The 18,175-nt window shown below is 70.1% G+C and carries 12 protein-coding genes; 3 read left to right on the top strand and 9 right to left on the bottom strand.

The window, feature by feature from the left end:
• Positions 1-5: 5 nt before the first annotated feature.
• Together PYR72_RS14565 and PYR72_RS14570 are read right to left on the bottom strand one after the other, a co-directional pair.
• Entirely contained in the window at positions 6-665 is a 660-nt protein-coding gene (locus tag PYR72_RS14565) for a histidine phosphatase family protein (protein ID WP_275455757.1), read from the bottom strand.
• Positions 666-805: 140 nt separating this feature from the next.
• A complete protein-coding gene (locus PYR72_RS14570) occupies positions 806-1,411 on the bottom strand; it encodes a YdbC family protein (RefSeq protein WP_275455758.1) in 606 nt (201 codons plus the stop codon).
• A gap of 85 nt (positions 1,412-1,496) precedes the next feature.
• Here PYR72_RS14570 and PYR72_RS14575 point away from each other — a divergent pair, with 85 nt between their 5' ends.
• Positions 1,497-2,099: a TerD family protein gene (locus tag PYR72_RS14575; RefSeq protein WP_275455759.1), complete on the top strand. Its 603-nt coding sequence runs from the start codon at positions 1,497-1,499 to the stop codon at positions 2,097-2,099.
• A 102-nt stretch (positions 2,100-2,201) separates the two neighbouring features.
• Here PYR72_RS14575 and PYR72_RS14580 read toward each other — a convergent pair whose 3' ends face one another.
• Entirely contained in the window at positions 2,202-5,099 is a 2,898-nt protein-coding gene (locus PYR72_RS14580; protein ID WP_275455760.1) for a vitamin B12-dependent ribonucleotide reductase, read from the bottom strand.
• A gap of 157 nt (positions 5,100-5,256) precedes the next feature.
• Positions 5,257-5,820 (bottom strand): transcriptional regulator NrdR, encoded by a 564-nt coding sequence (gene nrdR, locus PYR72_RS14585; RefSeq protein WP_275455761.1) that lies wholly within the window; start codon positions 5,818-5,820, stop codon positions 5,257-5,259.
• 539 nt (positions 5,821-6,359) lie between these two features.
• Between nrdR and lexA the strand changes: the two genes are divergently transcribed.
• A complete protein-coding gene (gene lexA / locus PYR72_RS14590) occupies positions 6,360-7,136 on the top strand; it encodes a transcriptional repressor LexA (protein WP_059081483.1) in 777 nt (258 codons plus the stop codon).
• 188 nt (positions 7,137-7,324) lie between these two features.
• Here the strand turns inward: lexA and PYR72_RS14595 are convergent, their stop codons facing one another.
• From PYR72_RS14595 to PYR72_RS14610, 4 genes are all read right to left on the bottom strand, one after another.
• Entirely contained in the window at positions 7,325-9,379 is a 2,055-nt protein-coding gene (locus PYR72_RS14595) for an ATP-dependent DNA helicase (RefSeq protein WP_275455762.1), read from the bottom strand.
• 279 nt (positions 9,380-9,658) lie between these two features.
• The gene (locus tag PYR72_RS14600; RefSeq protein WP_275460414.1) at positions 9,659-10,378 is read right to left on the bottom strand and encodes a GNAT family N-acetyltransferase; all 720 of its coding nucleotides are present in this window, start codon (positions 10,376-10,378) and stop codon (positions 9,659-9,661) included.
• A 167-nt stretch (positions 10,379-10,545) separates the two neighbouring features.
• Positions 10,546-12,591, bottom strand: a complete 2,046-nt coding sequence (locus PYR72_RS14605) for an IucA/IucC family protein (protein ID WP_275455763.1) — start codon at positions 12,589-12,591, stop codon at positions 10,546-10,548.
• 675 nt (positions 12,592-13,266) lie between these two features.
• Entirely contained in the window at positions 13,267-14,760 is a 1,494-nt protein-coding gene (locus PYR72_RS14610) for a diaminobutyrate--2-oxoglutarate transaminase family protein (RefSeq protein ID WP_275455764.1), read from the bottom strand.
• A gap of 430 nt (positions 14,761-15,190) precedes the next feature.
• Between PYR72_RS14610 and PYR72_RS14615 the strand changes: the two genes are divergently transcribed.
• Positions 15,191-16,420 carry a hypothetical protein gene (locus tag PYR72_RS14615; protein WP_275455765.1) on the top strand — a complete coding sequence of 410 codons (1,230 nt, stop codon included), beginning with the start codon at positions 15,191-15,193 and terminating at the stop codon, positions 16,418-16,420.
• Positions 16,421-16,655: 235 nt separating this feature from the next.
• Here PYR72_RS14615 and hflX read toward each other — a convergent pair whose 3' ends face one another.
• On the bottom strand, positions 16,656-18,152 hold the full coding sequence (gene hflX, locus PYR72_RS14620) for a GTPase HflX (RefSeq protein WP_013000272.1): 1,497 nt from the start codon (positions 18,150-18,152) through the stop codon (positions 16,656-16,658).
• Positions 18,153-18,175 lie beyond the last annotated feature (23 nt).

Consider the following 18,175-nt stretch of genomic DNA (forward strand, 5'->3'; position numbering starts at 1 on the left):
CCACTCTATCCGGTGGCCCCGTACGACTCCGGGTCCCGCCAGCGGTCGAACGGCCGGTCGAGTGTGTACTTGCCGTCCTCTCCGAGAACGAGCATCCGCATCTCCGCGTTCCCGGGATTCGACAGCGACTCGAACTCCGCCACCGTCCAGTGGAACCAGCGCATGCAGAACAGCCGCATGGCGAGCCCGTGGGTGACCAGCAGGACGTTCGGGGGGTGGTCGGGGTCCTCGAAGCTGCGGAACAGGCTCTCCAGGAAGCCGCCGACCCGGTCGTACACATCCGCGCCGGACTCACCCTGAGCGAAGCGGTAGAAGAAGTGCCCGTACGCGTCCCGGTACGCCTTCTGGAGCCGTACGTCGTCGGGGTCCTGCCAGTTGCCCCAGTCCTGTTCGCGCAGCCGGGGCTCCTCGCGCACCCGCACCTGTGAGGGGTCCAGATGGAACGCCTGGAACGTCTCGTGCGTGCGGCGGTAGGGGGACACGTAGACGCTGACGCGCTCGCGGCCGAGGACGTCGCGGATGCGTTTTCCCGTCTCCTCCGCCTGTTGCCAGCCCAGATCGGTGAGCGCGAGGGCGTGGTCGGGCTCGCGCTCGTACACGGTGTCATCAACATTGCCCGTTGACTCGCCGTGTCGGACAAGGATGATGCGCCGTGGTCGTGCCATGCCAAGACCCTAAAGGGGACGAGGCCGGATCGGGCACTTCTCCGGGTGCCATACGGCGTAGGTCACACAGGTCCCACCCGTCGAACGCACAGGTCCGATCCCCGGAGCCAAGGCGCGTGCGCCCCCGGACCGTCCGGCGATCACACCGTCCAGCTCGGCTCCAGTTCCACGATGTCGCCCGCCAGGGCCGCGACGTCGGCCTCCAGCTGGGCCCGCAGGGCGAGGCGCTCGATGCGTTCGGCGCGGTACTTGCCGTGCTCGGCGGCCGACTGCCACATGGAGAGGATCATGAACTCATGGCCCGGCGCCTCGCCGAACAGCCCGCGCACCATCCCCGGGGAGCCGGCCATCGCCGGGTTCCAGACCTTCTCCTGCATGAGGGTGAAGTGCTCGGCGCGTTCCTCGTGGACACGGCAGTGCGCCACCCGCACCACATCGGCGTCGGTGAAGCGGGGCTCGAAACCGGTCTTCACGTCGAAGCGGTGGTCGAAGAGCTTGACCTGCGGGTCCTTGAACGTGCCGGACTGCGACGCGGCGAGCCGGTCGTGGGAACGTGCCATGAAGGAGTCGTAGAAGGCGCGGCTCTCCCAGAAGGAGAAGATGTGCGCCACGCCGGGCCGAGCCCGGCTCCAACCCCCACCCTGTCCCCGGAAACCCGGCTCCCCCGGAAGCCCCGCCCACTTTCGCTGCCCCCGCTCGAACCCACGGCGGTCCACCACGGTGCAGCGAATCCACTTGACCAGCACCGCGCCATGGTAAGGCCACGGAACGTGGCGGCGGTCACTCTCCGGCCGGTTGCACCCGGGCGAGCGCCCCGGCGCGCGTGCGAGGATGGACAACTGGCCTGGACCGCCAGGCAGTTCGGTCCGCACGCAGAGAAGGACGGGGAGGAGAGTTCTGTTGAACGGCCTCAACAAGGGCATCCGCAAGGTCGAGGTGTCGCTGAAGTGGGACCCGAGCCCCACCGGCCAGCCGCCGACGGACCTCGACATCATCGCGGCGACCTATACCGCGGCCGATCCGAGCGGCGATCCCGCCTATGTCGTCCACTTCGACAGCCGCTCGCCCGACGGCACCATCACCCTGAACCGCGACAGCAAGAACGGTCAGGGTTTCGGCTGGGACGAGATGATGACGGTGGAGCTGAACCGCCTCGACGGCCGCTACGGGCGGGTCGTCATCGGTGTCGCCATACAGCAGGGATCCGGTACGAAGACCTTCGCCGGTGTCCGGAACCCCGGCCTGCGCATCCGCGAGGGCTACACGGTCCTCGCGGAGGACGACTTCGGCACCGTCCTCGGCTCCACCGCGGCGACCGTCGCCGTGTTCGTCCGCGACCCGTCCGGTGAGTGGACCTTCCACCCGGGCATCACCGGATACGACGAGGACCCGGCGGCCTTCGCCCGCGTCATGGGCCGTCCGCCCCGGGCCTGACCCACGCCCCTTTCCGTAGGGCTGCGAGCACACCGAGGGCGGTGGAGCCGGACTTCGACTCCACCGCCCTGACGTGCCGGTTCGCGCCCGGAGGCGCTCAGATCAGCTGCAGCCGCTCGTCGAGCCGCAGCCCTCGCAGATGTAGCAGGAGCCGGCCCGCTGCATCTTCGTACCGCAGGAGAAGCACAGCGGGGCGTCGGCCTGGATGCCCAACTGCATCTCCACCAGTTCGGCGCTGGTGTGGGCCTGCTTCGGGGCGGGCTTGGCGCCCTCCTCGTCGGCCTTCGGAGCGGCGACGGCCTTCAGGGACTGCCGCGGCGCCGACTGGGACAGACCCTCGACGTCCACCTCCACGTCGTCCAGGATCGGCTCGTACGAACCGGTCTCCAGGTGACGCTGACGCTCCTCGGCGGAGTGGATACCGAGCGCGGAGCGCGTCTCGAAGGGCAGGAAGTCCAGCGCCAGGCGGCGGAAGATGTAGTCGACGATCGACGCAGCCATCCGCACGTCCGGGTCGTCCGTCATACCGGCCGGCTCGAAGCGCATGTTCGTGAACTTCGAGACGTACGTCTCCAGCGGCACGCCGTACTGCAGACCGACCGAGACGGCGATCGAGAAGGCGTCCATCATGCCCGCGAGGGTCGAGCCCTGCTTGGACATCTTCAGGAAAACCTCGCCCAGGCCGTCGTCCGGGTAGGAGTTGGCGATCATGTAGCCCTCGGCGCCGCCGACGGTGAAGGACGTGGTGATGCCGGGGCGGCCCTTCGGAAGGCGCTTGCGGACGGGGCGGTACTCGACGACCTTCTCGACCGTGGCCCGGATCGTCTCCTCGGCCTTCTCGGTGATCTCCGCCTTCTCCGTCTCCTTGGTCTTCGCGGAGAGCGGCTGGCCGACCTTGCAGTTGTCGCGGTAGATCGCGAGCGCCTTGACGCCCAGCTTCCAGGCCTCGAAGTAGATCTCCTCGACCTCCTCGACGGTCGCCGTCTCCGGCATGTTGACCGTCTTGGAGATGGCGCCGGAGATCCACGGCTGGATCGCGGCCATCATGCGGACGTGGCCCATCGGGGAGATGGCGCGCTCGCCCATGGCGCAGTCGAAGACCTCGTAGTGCTCCTGCTTGAGGCCCGGCGCGTCGATCACATTGCCGTGGTCGGCGATGTGGGCGACGATCGCCTCGATCTGCTCCTCCTGGTAGCCCAGGCGGCGCAGGGCCTGCGGGACCGTGCCGTTGACGATCTGCATCGAGCCGCCGCCGACCAGCTTCTTGAACTTGACCAGCGCCAGGTCCGGCTCGACACCGGTGGTGTCGCAGGACATGGCCAGCCCGATCGTGCCGGTGGGCGCGAGCACGGAGGCCTGCGAGTTGCGGAAGCCGTTCTTCTCGCCGAGCCGCAGGACGTCCTGCCATGCCTCGGTGGCGGCGGCCCAGACCGGGGTGTCGAGGTCGTCCATGCGCACGGCCGTGCCGTTGGCGTCGGAGTGCTGCTTCATGACGCGGTTGTGGGCGTCGGCGTTCCGGGCGTAGCCGTCGTACGGGCCGACGACCGCGGCGAGTTCGGCCGAACGCTTGTACGCCGTGCCGGTCATCAGGGAGGTGATGGCGCCGGCGAGGGCGCGGCCGCCGTCGGAGTCGTACGCGTGGCCCGTCGCCATCAGCAGGGCGCCGAGGTTGGCGTAACCGATGCCGAGCTGACGGAAGGCGCGGGTGTTCTCGCCGATCTTCTGGGTCGGGAAGTCGGCGAAGCAGATGGAGATGTCCATCGCGGTGATGACGAGCTCGACGACCTTGGCGAAGCGCTCGACCTCGAAGGACTGGCGGCCGAGGCCGTCGTCCTTGAGGAACTTCATCAGGTTCAGCGAGGCGAGGTTGCAGGACGTGTTGTCCAGGTGCATGTACTCGCTGCACGGGTTGGACGCGGTGATGCGGCCGGACTCGGGGCAGGTGTGCCAGTTGTTGATCACACCGTCGTACTGGATGCCCGGGTCGGCACAGGCCCACGCGGCCTCGGCCAGCTTGCGGAACAGCGCCTTGGCGTCGACCTTCTCGATGACCTCGCCGGTCATACGGGCGCGCAGGCCGAACTCGGTGCCGTTCTCCACGGCCGTCATGAACTCGTCGTTCACACGGACCGAGTTGTTGGCGTTCTGGTACTGGACGGACGTGATGTCGTCGCCGCCCAGGTCCATGTCGAAGCCCGCGTCGCGCAGGGCGCGGATCTTCTCCTCCTCCTTCACCTTGGTGGCGATGAAGTCCTCGACGTCCGGGTGGTCCACGTCCAGCACGACCATCTTGGCGGCGCGGCGGGTGGCACCGCCGGACTTGATCGTTCCCGCGGAGGCGTCGGCACCCCGCATGAAGGAGACCGGACCGGAGGCGTTGCCGCCGGAGGAGAGCAGTTCCTTGGAGGAGCGGATGCGGGAGAGGTTCAGGCCGGCGCCGGAGCCGCCCTTGAAGATCATGCCCTCTTCCTTGTACCAGTCGAGGATCGACTCCATGGAGTCGTCGACGGACAGGATGAAGCAGGCGGAGACCTGCTGGGGCTGCGGGGTGCCCACGTTGAACCAGACGGGGCTGTTGAAGCTGAAGACCTGGTGCAGGAGGGCGTACGCCAGTTCGTGCTCGAAGATCTCGGCGTCGGCGGGCGAGGCGAAGTACCTGTTGTCCTCACCGGCCTTCGTGTAGGTCTTCACGATGCGGTCGATCAACTGCTTCAGGCCGGTCTCGCGCTGCGGGGTGCCCACGGCACCCCGGAAGTACTTGCTGGTGACGATGTTGACCGCGTTCACCGACCAGAAGTCGGGGAACTCGACGCCACGCTGCTCGAAGTTGACCGAGCCGTCGCGCCAGTTGGTCATGACGACGTCACGCCGCTCCCAGACCACCTCGTCGTACGGGTGCACGCCGGGAGTGGTGTGGATGCGCTCGATACGCAGGCCCTTGCTCGCCTTGGTGCCCTTGGCGCGGGAACTCCGTGCCGGACCGCTCGCCGTCTCTGTCATGCCGCCTCCCTGTACGGGCGTAAACGCCCTGAAGTGTCGCGTTGTTCCCGTGACACGGTGTTCTGTCTTGTGTCGCGACCCGGCTGGACAGCCGTTCACGACAGGCCTGGATCGCCGCCGATCGTCCGGACCCTCGGTCCGGCGGTGCGGCCCGCCGTCAGTCGGCGGCGTGGGCGGGCACGGGGACCTGCGCAGTCCCGCCGGACCCGCGGTCGCTCCTCTGGCACTCCTCGGCCGCGTTCTCGACGTCCTCGTCGTCCGCGCCGGGGTGCCTGTGCTGCTGGTTCCTGAGTTCCCCGATGGCGGCCTCGAAGTCCTCCAGCGAGTCGAACGCCCGGTAGACCGAGGCGAACCGCAAGTAGGCGACGAGGTCCAGCTCCTGCAACGGGCCGAGTATGGCCAGCCCCACGTCGTGGGTGGTCAGTTCGGCGCTTCCGGTCGCCCGCACCGCCTCCTCGACCCGCTGGCCCAGCTGGGCGAGCGCGTCCTCGGTGACGGGCCTCCCCTGGCACGCCTTGCGGACGCCGTTGATGACCTTCGTGCGACTGAAGGGCTCGGTCACGCCGGACCGCTTGACCACCATCAGCGAACACGTCTCCACCGTCGTGAAACGACGGGAGCAGTCGGGACACTGGCGGCGCCTGCGGATCGACGTGCCGTCATCCGTCGTACGACTGTCGACGACACGGCTGTCGGGGTGCCTGCAGAAGGGACAGTGCATAACTCCAACCCTCCTCACAGCACGACTCGATAGCCCCCACAGGCCCCTTGGGCCCCGCGGAAGCAGCCCCCAGCATAGGGGATGACCAAGACCCCCAGGACCCGGGGGACCACAACTTCTGGGCTGTTGCGGCAATCCAAGCACTACATGTAGGGCCAGGCACGTAAATCCACCTACGACGCGCGTGTCGCCCGCACCGGGACGGGACGCCGCACGGAGGCTCCGTCGCGCAGCGCAGCCGCACGGTCGCGGAGCGGACGGGGCGGCGGCGGTCGGCCGGGGAAGAAGGGGTCGGTACTCGGCCGGTGGAGCACCGGGTGGCAGACTGGGCCACGCGGCGACAGCGGCCCACAAGGCCCGTCACCCCGGCGGTGAAGAGTACAGCAATCAGTGCTTTTGTCCGCCAGAGCGCAGGCCCTACACCCCCACAGATGGCCACGTCAGGTAATCCACGCTTTTTCACTCGAACGTGTGTTTGGCGCAACCTTTCGAAAGCAACTACCGTTGTGCTGCACGGGAGACCATCGAGAGGGGCCGACGTGACCACCACCGCTGACAGTGCCACCATCACTGCCCAGGACCGCTCCCAGAGCCGACTCGAGCCGGTGCATGCGATGAACGAATCCACGAACCATGAAGGGCCCAAGCGAGCCCTGCCCGGCCGACCTCCAGGCATCAGGGCGGACAGCTCCGGACTCACCGATCGGCAGCGCCGGGTCATCGAGGTGATCAGGGACTCGGTGCAGCGGCGTGGATACCCGCCGTCGATGCGCGAGATCGGCCAGGCGGTCGGCCTGTCCAGCACGTCCTCCGTGGCGCACCAGCTGATGGCGCTGGAGCGCAAGGGCTTCCTGCGGCGCGACCCGCACCGCCCGCGTGCGTACGAGGTCCGCGGCTCCGACCAGTCCTCGGCCCAGCCGACGGACACCGCGGGCAAGCCGGCCGCATCGTACGTGCCGCTCGTGGGCCGGATCGCCGCCGGTGGCCCGATCCTCGCCGAGGAGTCCGTCGAGGACGTGTTCCCGCTCCCCCGCCAGTTGGTGGGTGACGGCGAGCTCTTCGTCCTCAAGGTCGTGGGCGACTCCATGATCGAGGCCGCCATCTGTGACGGGGACTGGGTGACGGTCCGCCGCCAGCCCGTCGCCGAGAACGGCGACATCGTGGCCGCCATGCTGGACGGCGAGGCGACGGTCAAGCGCTTCAAGCGCGAGGACGGCCACGTCTGGCTGCTCCCGCACAACGCCGCCTACGAGCCCATCCCGGGTGACGACGCGACCATCCTCGGCAAGGTGGTGGCCGTTCTGCGCCGCGTCTGACCCACCGCGGCGGACGGCCCGTGCCCGTCCCCGCCCCTGATCCGGGCCCCGGAATCCACTGCGCCGGTTCCGGGGTCCTGGGCTGTCCGGGACCCGCCGAGAGCATGCGTGGTGCTGCGGGCCCGACGCCGTGCGCGGAATGGTCGGCGGCCTGTCCCGATGGTTCGGGACAGGCCGCCGGCCGTTGATCACGCTTCCGCCGTCTCGGCTTCCGCCTCTTCTGCCCTGACTTCTCTCCCGACTTCTGCCTTGTCCTTCGCCGCGCTGTCGATCGCGGCGCTGTCGATCGCGGCGCTGTCGATCGCGGCGAGCGACCTGCGGACCTGGTTGCGGTCCGTCGTGTACCAGAAGTCGGGCAGGGACGCCTTCAGATAGCTGCCGTACCGCGCGGTCGCCAGCCGCTGATCCAGGACGGCGACCACACCACGATCTCCCTGCGCCCGTACGAGGCGGCCGGCGCCCTGGGCCATCAGCAGGGCCGCGTGGGTGGCGGCGACGGCCATGAAGCCGTTGCCGCCCGCCTCCTCGACGGCCTTCTGCCGGGCGCTCATCAGAGGATCGTCGGGGCGCGGGAACGGGATCTTGTCCATGACGACCAGCTGACAGCTGGGGCCGGGCACGTCCACGCCCTGCCAGAGCGACAGCGTGCCGAAGAGGCAGGTCCTCGGGTCGGCCGCGAAGCCCTTGATCAGCTCGCCGAGCGTCTCCTCGCCCTGGAGCAGGATCGGGTACTCCGGGATCCGGACCCGCAGCTCCTCCGCGGCCAGCTGGGCGGCCCGCATCGACGAGAACAGACCGAGGGTCCGGCCGCCCGCCGCCTGGATCAGCTCCGTCAGCTCGTCCAGCATGTCCGCCCGGTCGCCGTCCCGCGCGGGCCGCGACAGATGCTTGGCGACGTAGAGGATGCCCTGCCGCGGGTAGTCGAACGGCGATCCGACGTCCACGCCCTTCCACTGCGGGAGGTCGTCCCCTTCGGTGCCCTCCGGCGCCAGGCCCAGGGACGCGCCCACGCCGTTGAAGTCGCCGCCCAGCTTGAGCGTGGCCGAGGTGAGGGTGACCGACCGGTCCGCGAAGAGCTTCTCCCGCAGGAGTCCCGACACGGACATCGGGGCGACCCGCAAGGACGCGCCGAACCGGTCATGGCGTTCGTACCAGACGACGTCCCACTCGGAGCCGTTGCTGATCCGCTCCGCCACGTCGTGCACGCTCTCCACGGCCGCCAGCGCCTGCTTGCGCACGGCGTCCTCGTCCTGGACGGACTTGTCGCGCGTGCTGCCGATCGCCGAGATCACCGTACGCGCGGCGTCCCGCAGCGCCATCAGCACGTAGGCCAGATCCTCGGGGACCTCCTCCAGACGGCCCGGCAGAGCCAGCTCCATGACCCGCTCGAACCCCTCGGCAGCGGTCAGGAGCTGGTCGGCGGCCTTCTCGTTCACCAGCTTCGCCGCCCGTTTCACCGCCCGGTTGACCTGGCCCGGGGTGAGTTCGCCGGTCGCCACACCCGTCACGCGCGACACGAGTTCATGCGCCTCGTCCACGATCAGCACCTCGTGCTGCGGAAGCACCGGCGCGCCCTCGATGGCATCGATCGCGAGCAGCGCGTGGTTGGTGACGACCACTTCGGCGAGCTTGGCCCGCTCCCGGGCCATCTCGGCGAAGCACTCGGCACCGTACGCGCACTTCGATGCGCCCAGGCACTCCCGGGACGACACGGAGATCTGTGACCATGCCCGGTCGGAGACACCCGGGGTGAGGTCGTCCCGATCGCCCGTCTCGGTCTCCTGCGACCAGTCCCGCAGCCGCAGCAGGTCCTGGCCCAGCTTGCTGGAGGGCGCGGCCGCCTCGAACTGGTCGAAGAGGCCCTCCTCCTCGTCCTGGGGCACGCCTTCGTGCAGGCGGTGCAGGCAGAGGTAGTTCGACCGGCCCTTGAGCATGGCGAACTCGGGGCGACGGCGCAGCAGCGGATGCAGCGCGTCCACCGTTCTCGGCAGGTCCCGCTCCACGAGCTGGCGCTGCAGGGCCAGGGTCGCCGTCGCGACGACGACGCGTTCCCCCTGGGCGAGCGCGGGCACCAGGTAACCGAGCGACTTTCCGGTGCCGGTGCCCGCCTGCACCAGCAGATGGGAGCCGTCGTCGATCGCCTCCGCGACGGCTTCGGCCATGGTCACCTGGCCGGGGCGCTCCGTACCGCCGACGGCGGCGACGGCGGCGTGCAGGAGTTCGTGGAGTGAGGGCTTCGTCATAGCGCGACCACCCTACGGGTCACCACTGACAAACGGGTTATCAAGGCGGAGTCACGGGGCGTGAGGGGTGGATTCAAGGTCGTTTCTCTTCGCGTTCTCGTCGTCTTCTCTTCGCTTCTCTTGGTCTTCGTCTTCGTCGGAGCGGGCGGATTCCCGAGGGGCCGGAAATCGCGTCGGCGCGGATCGGGAACCGATCCGGCGCGGGCGGTGTACCAAAAATGACGGCATCGCAGCGGATCCACGTCGGACCCGGGTCGGATCCACGGCGGACCGTCTGATCTACATCAGGTCACGCAGGAGTCGGTCTCTGATCATGAGGGCGGCCCGCTTGTCGGGCAGGTCGGCCTCTGCGGAGAACCGGAATCCCGCGCTCAGGAACGCGGAGACGGAGGGAAAGTTGCGAAGGTCGGGTTCCGCCACGACGCGGGCACAGGAAGGTCTTCTGTCGAGGATGAGATCGGCGACGAAGCGGAGCAGGATGGCGCCCAGACCGCGCCCTCGCTCGGCCACGGGGCCGATGAGGAGATGGACTCCCGTGTCGTGCGGACGGGCGGGGTAGTGGCGGGCCAGGGGATCGAGGTCCGCCCGGTAGATCTCCCAGTAGCTCATCGGGGTGCCGTCCAGCACGCCGAGGCAGGGCACACTGCGGCCGTCCCCGTCGAGCTGGGTCCGCAGGTGGTTCGCGGTCACGTCCTCGGGTCCGGCCAGCTTCCAGTAGGAGGCCACGGTCGAGTCGTTCATCCAGTGGGCGATCAGCGGTAGCTCCCGTTCGAGGCGAACGGGGACGAGGTGCAGGGTGCCTGCCGGGGTGACGACCGGCCCCCAGTCGGCGAGGTGGTCGAGCAGTTCGCCCTTGGCCGGGGAGCTCTCCTGGACCGCCTCGGTCTCCCCTACGCGTGCATTGCCGTCCTCGGACAGCAGTGCCAGGAAGTCGTCGGTCAGGCGCAGTTCCAGCGTGTCCTCATTGCACGTCGGGGTCGAGGCGGGGCCGGTGTGCATGCTCGCTCCGGTGCCGGCGTCGGTGCCGGCGTCAGTGCTCGCTTCGGTGCTCGCGTCTGTGGGAGCCACGGCGACGTTCCTCTCAGGAGATCGGATGGGTCATGTTCCTCGGGGCTGAAGGGAGGCGGATCGACGCGGACGCGCGGGCCGTGCGGCGGCCGGGCCGGTCAGCGGTGGAGGGGGTTGGTGATCGTGACGTAGACGGACTGGGTGTCGACGGGACCTACGAGTTCGTCCAGGCCGTGGAGACGGGTCAGGAGGTTTGCCTTGCAGCGCAGGACAGGTGAGTCGAGCAACCGGGCCGGCAGGGTGGTGTGCAGCCGGACAGGGCCGGTGGCGATGTGCGTGAGGAAGCGGCGGAAGGCAGCCAGCAGAAGTCGCTCGTCGCCGAGGCCCTGCGAGCCGAACGCACCGATCAGGCCGAGCACGTTGTTGATACCGAGGTAGTAGGCGAACCGTTCGTCGGCCACCTCGTCGGAGACGAACGTGTCACTGCGCTCGCCGATGCCGGGCAGTCGGGCTGCGAGATCCGCGCGGCGGGACTCACGGAAGTAGTAACCCTGGTTGTCCCGGTAGCGGCCCCCGATGGGCCAGCCGTCGCGGTCCAGGAGGACGAGCATGTTCTGCTGGTGCGCTTCGAGGGCGATCCCGGCCTCGCCGTCCAGCCACAGCACGGGCCGCACGACCTGCTCCAGATAGCGCAGGAACCACTCGACGGCGACGGCTCCTCGGGGACGGCCGGTGCGCGCGGTGAGACGGGTGAGGACGTCGGCGAGTCGTGACCGCATGAGGAGGTGTACATCAGCGGGGGTGTCGACTCCGTGGTGGACGGCGCCGTCGACGTGCCGCGTCGGATGAGCCGAGGCGTACGGCCTCGGTGAGACGAGTCCCGCGACGCAGGACACGTCGTCCGCCGCGCCGAAGGGGTTGTGCCGGACGATCACGTCCAGACCCGGCAGGGGGGAGCCCTCGGGTGTGGTGACCCCCAGCCACGCCGGGTCGCGGACGATGTCGAAGCGGGGGTGGGCCGCCTGCCACTGGGCGGTCAGGCCGGAGCGGAGCAGGCGGTGGACCTCGACACCGCGGTGGAGTTCCTTGCGGAGGTTCTCACGACGGGAGTTGGTGATGCGCAGGCCCAGCGAGAGCTTCAGCATCGCGGGGGTGTCGGTCCGGTGAACGGTACGCAGGGAGGAGGTGGGGTGCCACGGGTCACCGTGCGGACCCAGGTCCCTGATCAGACCGGCGTCGAACAGCGCGGCGACGGCCGGACGGCGTCGGACTTCACGGAGTTGCCAGGGGTGCACGGGCAGGGCGCCGTGGCCCTCCGGCAGCGGCAGTCCCGGACCGGCCAGCCGGGCGGTCAGCTGTTCGGCGGGAACGACACGACCGCGCTCGGTCCAAGCCGAGTCGGCGGACAGGACGGAGGGAGCGACCGCCAGCCAGTTCAGCGGAAAGGAGCCACGCGACTCCGGTGAGTAGAGCCGGGCCTCGATCTCCGAGAGCCCGTCGCGGCTCTTGGGGGTGGGGTGCAGGGGATGACCGAGGACGAGCCCCTGCTCGGCGGCGCGGAACCGGTCCGGACCGTCGGCGGGCGCGGCCCGACGCTCGGCAATGAACATGGCCACGCGGCGGACGGAGTCGGCGACCCGTGCGATCAGATCGCGGAGGTCGACCTGATCGCGGGGGTCGACCTGATCGCACGGGTCGAAGCGGTCCGGCACCTGTGTGTCCGTCCCGCGTGAGCCTCGCGTGGTCGTCCCATCCACCAGCAGGGCCGCCACCGCGGCCGCGTCGAGAGGCGGTGTGTTCTCGGGGGTGCCGGCAAGGTACGGCTGGCCGAAGCGGTGCCAGCCGGTGAGGGACCAGTAGTGCACCGGGGCATGGAGCGCCGTACCCGGGGTGGGGAGGGGGATGTGGAGGGTGCCGTCGTGGGGACAGGTGAGGTCGTGTTCGCGAACCCAGCAGCGCAACAGGTTCTCGATCGCCGCCGCCTGGGCCGCGGTGTTCGGGTCGGGGTGGTGCAGGGGGTCGGTGGACGAGGCATGCGGCCGCTCGACGATCGGGGTCCGGTCGGCTTGGCCAAGGGCTGGCTGATGGTGCTCTTGGCCTGGCTCGACAGCTGTCTGAGCGGGTGCGGCTTGGCGAGGGACCGGCGCGGCCTGACCGGGCGATGGCTCGGTGTCACGGGACTCCGCCGCAGGCCGCGTGGGCATCTGTACGACCGAGACGGCCCCTCTCTCGGACCGGCCGGGCGTCGGGGTGGCCGGGCCGGGCCCCGGGGCCGCCTGGTCGGAGGCGAGGGCGGGAGAGTCGGAGGCCAAGAGGGACGAACCGGAGGCAAGGGCGGGAGAACCCGCGGCCAGGCTGGTCGAGCCCGAGGCCAGGTTGGTCGAGCCGGAGGCCAGGCTGGTCGAGCCGGAGGCCAAAGGCGCGCGCTCCGGGACTGGGGCGGCGGGCGCGCCGGAACGCGGCGCAACCCAATCGAACTGCGGCCCGAGTTGGCCGACCCTCATGTCCTGCTGGGCAGCAGGCGATGGCTCGGCGTCGAGTCGGCTCGGGGACAGGGAGGCGCATGCCTTCGTGTCGTGATCGTGGGTGCGGGCCTCGGGGTCGGGCTGCGGCTTCAAGGCGGTTCCTGGGGTTGCTCGTGCGGGAGGGCAGTCGCGGGGTGCGCGGTCCGGCGGGGCCGGGCCATGTGCGAGGGCTGTGGGCTGTGGAACTGCGGAAGGGGGCGGGGTATCGGTGCTGCGAGGGCATGTCCGGCTCGGTGGTGGGCTGGTGGCCGGGTGGGTCGGTGCCGGGGCCGGGTGGGTCGGTGCCCGGGATGCGCGGCTGGTGCGGGGGCGGGGCGGGGCCGCATCGGGCGGTATGGCGGGGCGGCTCGCCGCTCAGCCGCCGGGCGGGTCTCCCGGGCCTCCGCCACGCTCGGGCATCGGCCTCGCCGCATGGCGCTCGTCGGCGGTGGCGGCTACCGAGGCGATGGCGTCCGTCAGGCGGTCGAGTACGGCCTCCGCCTGCTCGTCGGTGATCGTGAGGGGTGGGAGGAGGCGGACGACGCCGGCCTGGCCGCCACTCAGATCGACGATCAGGCCACGACGGAGGCATGCACGCTGGACGGCGGTGGCGAGGCTGGGGGCGGGCGGGGGCGGACCTGTGCCCTCTTGAGAAGAGGACGCTCCCGGGATGACCATCTCGATGCCGAGCATCAGCCCACGGCCGCGTACATCGCCGACGCAGGCGAAATGATCTGCGAGGACGCGGAGTTGGGTGAGCATACGGGTGCCCAGCAGCGCGGCACGTGCGGCGAGGCCGTTCTCGCGGACGTGCGCGAGGGTGGCGGTGCCGGCGGCCATGGCCAGCTGATTGCCACGGAAGGAGTCCGCGGGGGCACCCGGTCGCCAGACGTCGAGGTCGTCGCGGTGGACCACGACGGCGAGCGGGAGGCTGCCGCCGATGGCTTTGGAGAGGACCATCACATCGGGGACGATGCCGCTGTGCTCGACGGCCCAGAACCGGCCGGTGCGGCCCACTCCCGTCTGGACCTCGTCGGCGATCAGCGGGATCGAGCGGGCCGCGGTGATCTCGCGCATGCGGCGGAGCCAGACGTCCGGGGCGGGAACGACTCCTCCCTCGCCCTGGACCGGTTCGAGGATCATGCCCGCCGGCCGGGGCACACCGTGGCTGGCGTCGTCGAGGACCGACTCGGTCGCGCGGGCGGCGAGTTCGGCGCCGCGTTCGCCGCCCTTGCCGAAGGGACAGCGGTAGTCCTGGGGGTAGGGCAGCCGTGTCAGCCGCATCTCCTCGGAGCCTCCGGCCACGTCCAGTGCTCCGGTGGTCGTGCCGTGGCAGGCGCCGGTGAAGGCGAGCATTCCTGTGCGTCCGGTCGCGGCACGGACCAGTGCGAAGGCCGCCTCCACCGCGTCCGTGGCGGCGGGTCCGCAGAACTGGACGCGTGCGCGATCCGCGAGCCCTGGGGGAAGGGTGCGGAACAGTTCGGTGACGAAGGCGTCCTTCACCGGAGTGGCCAGGTCGAGGACCTGAAGGGGAGCGCCCGAGTCGAGCACCTTCCGGATGGCTTCGAGGACGACCGGATGGTTGTGGCCGAGGGCGAGGGTGCCGGCGCCGGACAGACAGTCGAGATAGCGGCGGCCGTCGGCGCCTTCGATGGTCAGCCCTCGTGCGCGGACGGGCACGAGGGGCAGGGCGTGTGCATAGGTGCGCGCCGCCGGTTCGCGGGCGGCCTGCCGCCGCAGGATCCTCTCGTGCGCCCGGCCCGGTCCGTCGTCTTCCCGTCGTGTGCGGGCCCGTTCGTCCTCGTGTCCCGCACGTGTTCGCCCGGGCTCGCGCCCCGTCGGCGCCACGGCAGACTCGGTCACCGCCACGGCTGCACTTCCTCCCGCTGTCCGAAGGCGAGTTGGCAGGGGTCACCGAGCACCGGCGGGTCCCCGCACCTTCCAACGACGGGACTCGCACGGGGAAGCGGGTGGGACGAAGATCCTTGCCGTGACGGAACCGTTGCCCTTCCCTCGGATGTCCCTCACAACGACCGCATAGGGTGTGGTGCCGTTCCGAAGGACGCGGATCGGTGAATCCGTGGCAGGCCGCGCAGACGGCGCCGAGTACGTCTCCCGAGTACGGCGACCGTGCCGGACGGCCACGATCGAAGCAGACGACCGCGTACGAAGAAACTGAGGTACGGAGCCGCGCGATGCCGTGTCGGTTACGTACAAGGAGGCGGTGGGCGCGCGGAGGACCGTGCGTGATCCGCCTCGGCAGCACAGAGTTCTCACACGCCCCAGGGGAGTTCAGACCATGCGACCCATACGACCGCTCTTCGCCGCCCGTCGTGGGAGGAGCACGCACCGCAGAACCTCCCCCGTGGTGGCCGCGGTCGGCCTCGCCGCGGTTCTGTCGTTGACCGCCACCGCCTGCGGCTCGGGTGACACCACGGCGAACGCCGACGCGTCGGCGTCCGCTCAGGACAGCGGCAGCGCGGGCGACGGCAAGATCCGCATTCCGGACGACATCAAGGACAAGCTGAAGGAACACGGGATCGACCTCGACAAGTGGCGGGGCGGTGCCTGGAAGAACTGGGACAGGGACGACTGGCTGCGCGAGGCCGAGGACTACGTCAACCCGATCATCAAGGACCTGTGGGACCCGGACCGGATGCGGGACGCCGAGGAGCCGGAGAAGGAGGTCGACGAGAGCGACCTCACCGGTGACCAGGGCGTGACCGACCCGACGCCGCGGTCCGTCGACGCCACGGCGGTGTCGGCGAAGTACCACGCGAACGTGCCCGCGGCGGGCAAGGTGTTCTTCGACGCGCCCGAGGGCACCATGGTCTGCTCGGCGACCGTGGTGCAGGACCCGGCCAACCCGGGGAAGTCCAACATGGTGTGGACGGCCGGCCACTGCGTGCACGCCGGCAAGGCGGGCGGCTGGTACCGCAACATCGCCTTCGTGCCCTCGTACAACGACGATGGCAGGTCGGCGTCGGAGGTGAAGACCGCCACCAAGGAGGAGGTCGCTCCGTACGGCGTCTGGTGGGGCGACTGGGCGCAGACCTCGGACCAGTGGATCGAGCAGGGCGGCAAGACCGGCGGTGACGGAGCGCCGTACGACTTCGCGGTGATCCATGTGACGCCGGAGGAGGGCAGCGGGGGCAAGTCGCTGGAGGAGACGGTCGGTTCGGCGCTGCCGGTGGACTTCGACGCGCCCGCCGTGCCGCAGGTGAAGAGCATCACGGCGACGGGTTACCCGGCCGGTGCTCCGTACGACGGCGAGACGATGTACCAGTGCCAGGACAAGCCCGGACGGTTCTCGCTCGTCGCGTCCGACCCGACGATGTACCGCATCGGCTGCTCCATGACCGGCGGTTCGTCCGGCGGTGGCTGGGTGGCGACCGGTTCGGACGGTCGGCCCGCGCTGGTGTCCAACACCTCCATCGGCCCGGCGACCGCCGGCTGGCTCGCGGGCCCGCGGTTGGGCAAGGAGGCCGAGGGCGTGTACCAGGCGGTGAGCGACAAGTTCGCGCAGTGACGCCCGACGGGCGTTGACGACAGCGGAGGGCGCGTGGGATCGACAGGCCACGCGCCCTCCGCCGTACCCCGGGCGGCGTGACGCGCGGCGCGAGGCCCTCGTACGACCACGACGCGCACAGCGCACATGCCGGAGGCCCGCTCCCTCGGTGGAGGGGGCGGGCCTCTGGGGCGTTCACGGGTGCGGGTGACCCGGGGGTTCCCGCGCTGCCGTCAGGTCCCGGGCCGTGGGGCCGTCAGACCGTCGCCGCCGGAACGTACGGCGCCAGGTCGGCCGCCAGTTCCTCGTGGACCCGGGCCTTGAGCAGGGTGCCCTCCGGGGTGTGCTCCTCGGAGATCACCTCGCCCTCGGTGTGGGTGCGGGCGACGAGCTTGCCGTGGGTGTACGGCACGAGTGCCTCGATCTCGACCGAGGGGCGCGGCAGCTCGTTGTCGATCAGGGCGAGCAGTTCCTGGATGCCCTGACCGGAGCGGGCGGAGACCGCGATGGAGCGCTTCTCGACCCGCAGCAGCCGCTGCAGCGTCAGCGGGTCGGCCGCGTCCGCCTTGTTGATCACCACGATCTCGGGCACCTTGGTCGCGCCCACGTCGCGGATGACCTCGCGCACGGCGGCCAGCTGCTCCTCCGGCGCGGGGTGCGAGCCGTCGACCACGTGCAGGATCAGGTCGGCGTCGCCGACCTCCTCCATCGTGGAGCGGAACGCCTCGACGAGGTGGTGCGGCAGGTGACGTACGAAGCCGACGGTGTCCGCCAGCGTGTACAGCCGCCCGCTCGGCGTCTCGGCCCGACGCACGGTCGGGTCGAGGGTCGCGAACAGCGCGTTCTCCACCAGGACGCCCGCGCCCGTGAGGCGGTTGAGCAGGGAGGACTTGCCGGCGTTGGTGTATCCGGCGATGGCGACCGAGGGCACCTTGTTCCGACGGCGCTCCTGGCGCTTGATCTCGCGGCCGGTCTTCATCTCCGCGATCTCCCGGCGCATCTTCGCCATCTTCTCGCGGATCCGCCGCCGGTCCGTCTCGATCTTGGTCTCACCGGGACCACGGGTGGCGAGGCCGCCGCCCTTGCCGCCGCCCATCTGACGGGACAGCGACTGACCCCAGCCGCGGAGCCTCGGCAGCATGTACTGCATCTGCGCGAGCGCGACCTGTGCCTTGCCCTCGCGGGACTTGGCGTGCTGGGCGAAGATGTCGAGGATCAGGGCCGTACGGTCGATGACCTTGACCTTGACGACGTCTTCGAGATGGATGAGCTGGCCGGGGCTCAGCTCACCGTCGCAGATGACGGTGTCAGCGCCCGATTCGAGGACGACGTCCCGCAGCTCGTTGGCCTTGCCGGAGCCGATGTAGGTGGCCGCGTCCGGCTTGTCGCGACGCTGGATCACGCCGTCGAGCACGAGCGCGCCCGCGGTCTCCGCGAGGGCGGCCAGCTCGGCCAGCGAGTTCTCCGCGTCCCGCACGGTTCCCGTGGTCCAGACACCGACGAGTACGACGCGCTCCAGGCGGAGCTGTCGGTACTCGACCTCGGTGACGTCCTCGAGTTCGGTGGAGAGGCCCGCGACGCGGCGCAGAGCCGCGCGGTCGGAGCGGTCGAACTGGTCGCCGTCCCGCTCTCCGTCGATCTCGAAGCTCCAGGCGACGTCCTCTTCCATCAGGGCATCGGCCCGAAGGTTCTCGGGGTTGTTCTGCGCGAAGGCGCTCTGTGCGGCCTGGGAAGGGGAAGAAGAGGAGGTCATTGGGTCCTTACGTCGATAGGGAT

The organism is Streptomyces sp. VNUA24, from assembly GCF_029167005.1.
GTDB lineage: Bacteria > Actinomycetota > Actinomycetes > Streptomycetales > Streptomycetaceae > Streptomyces > Streptomyces scabiei.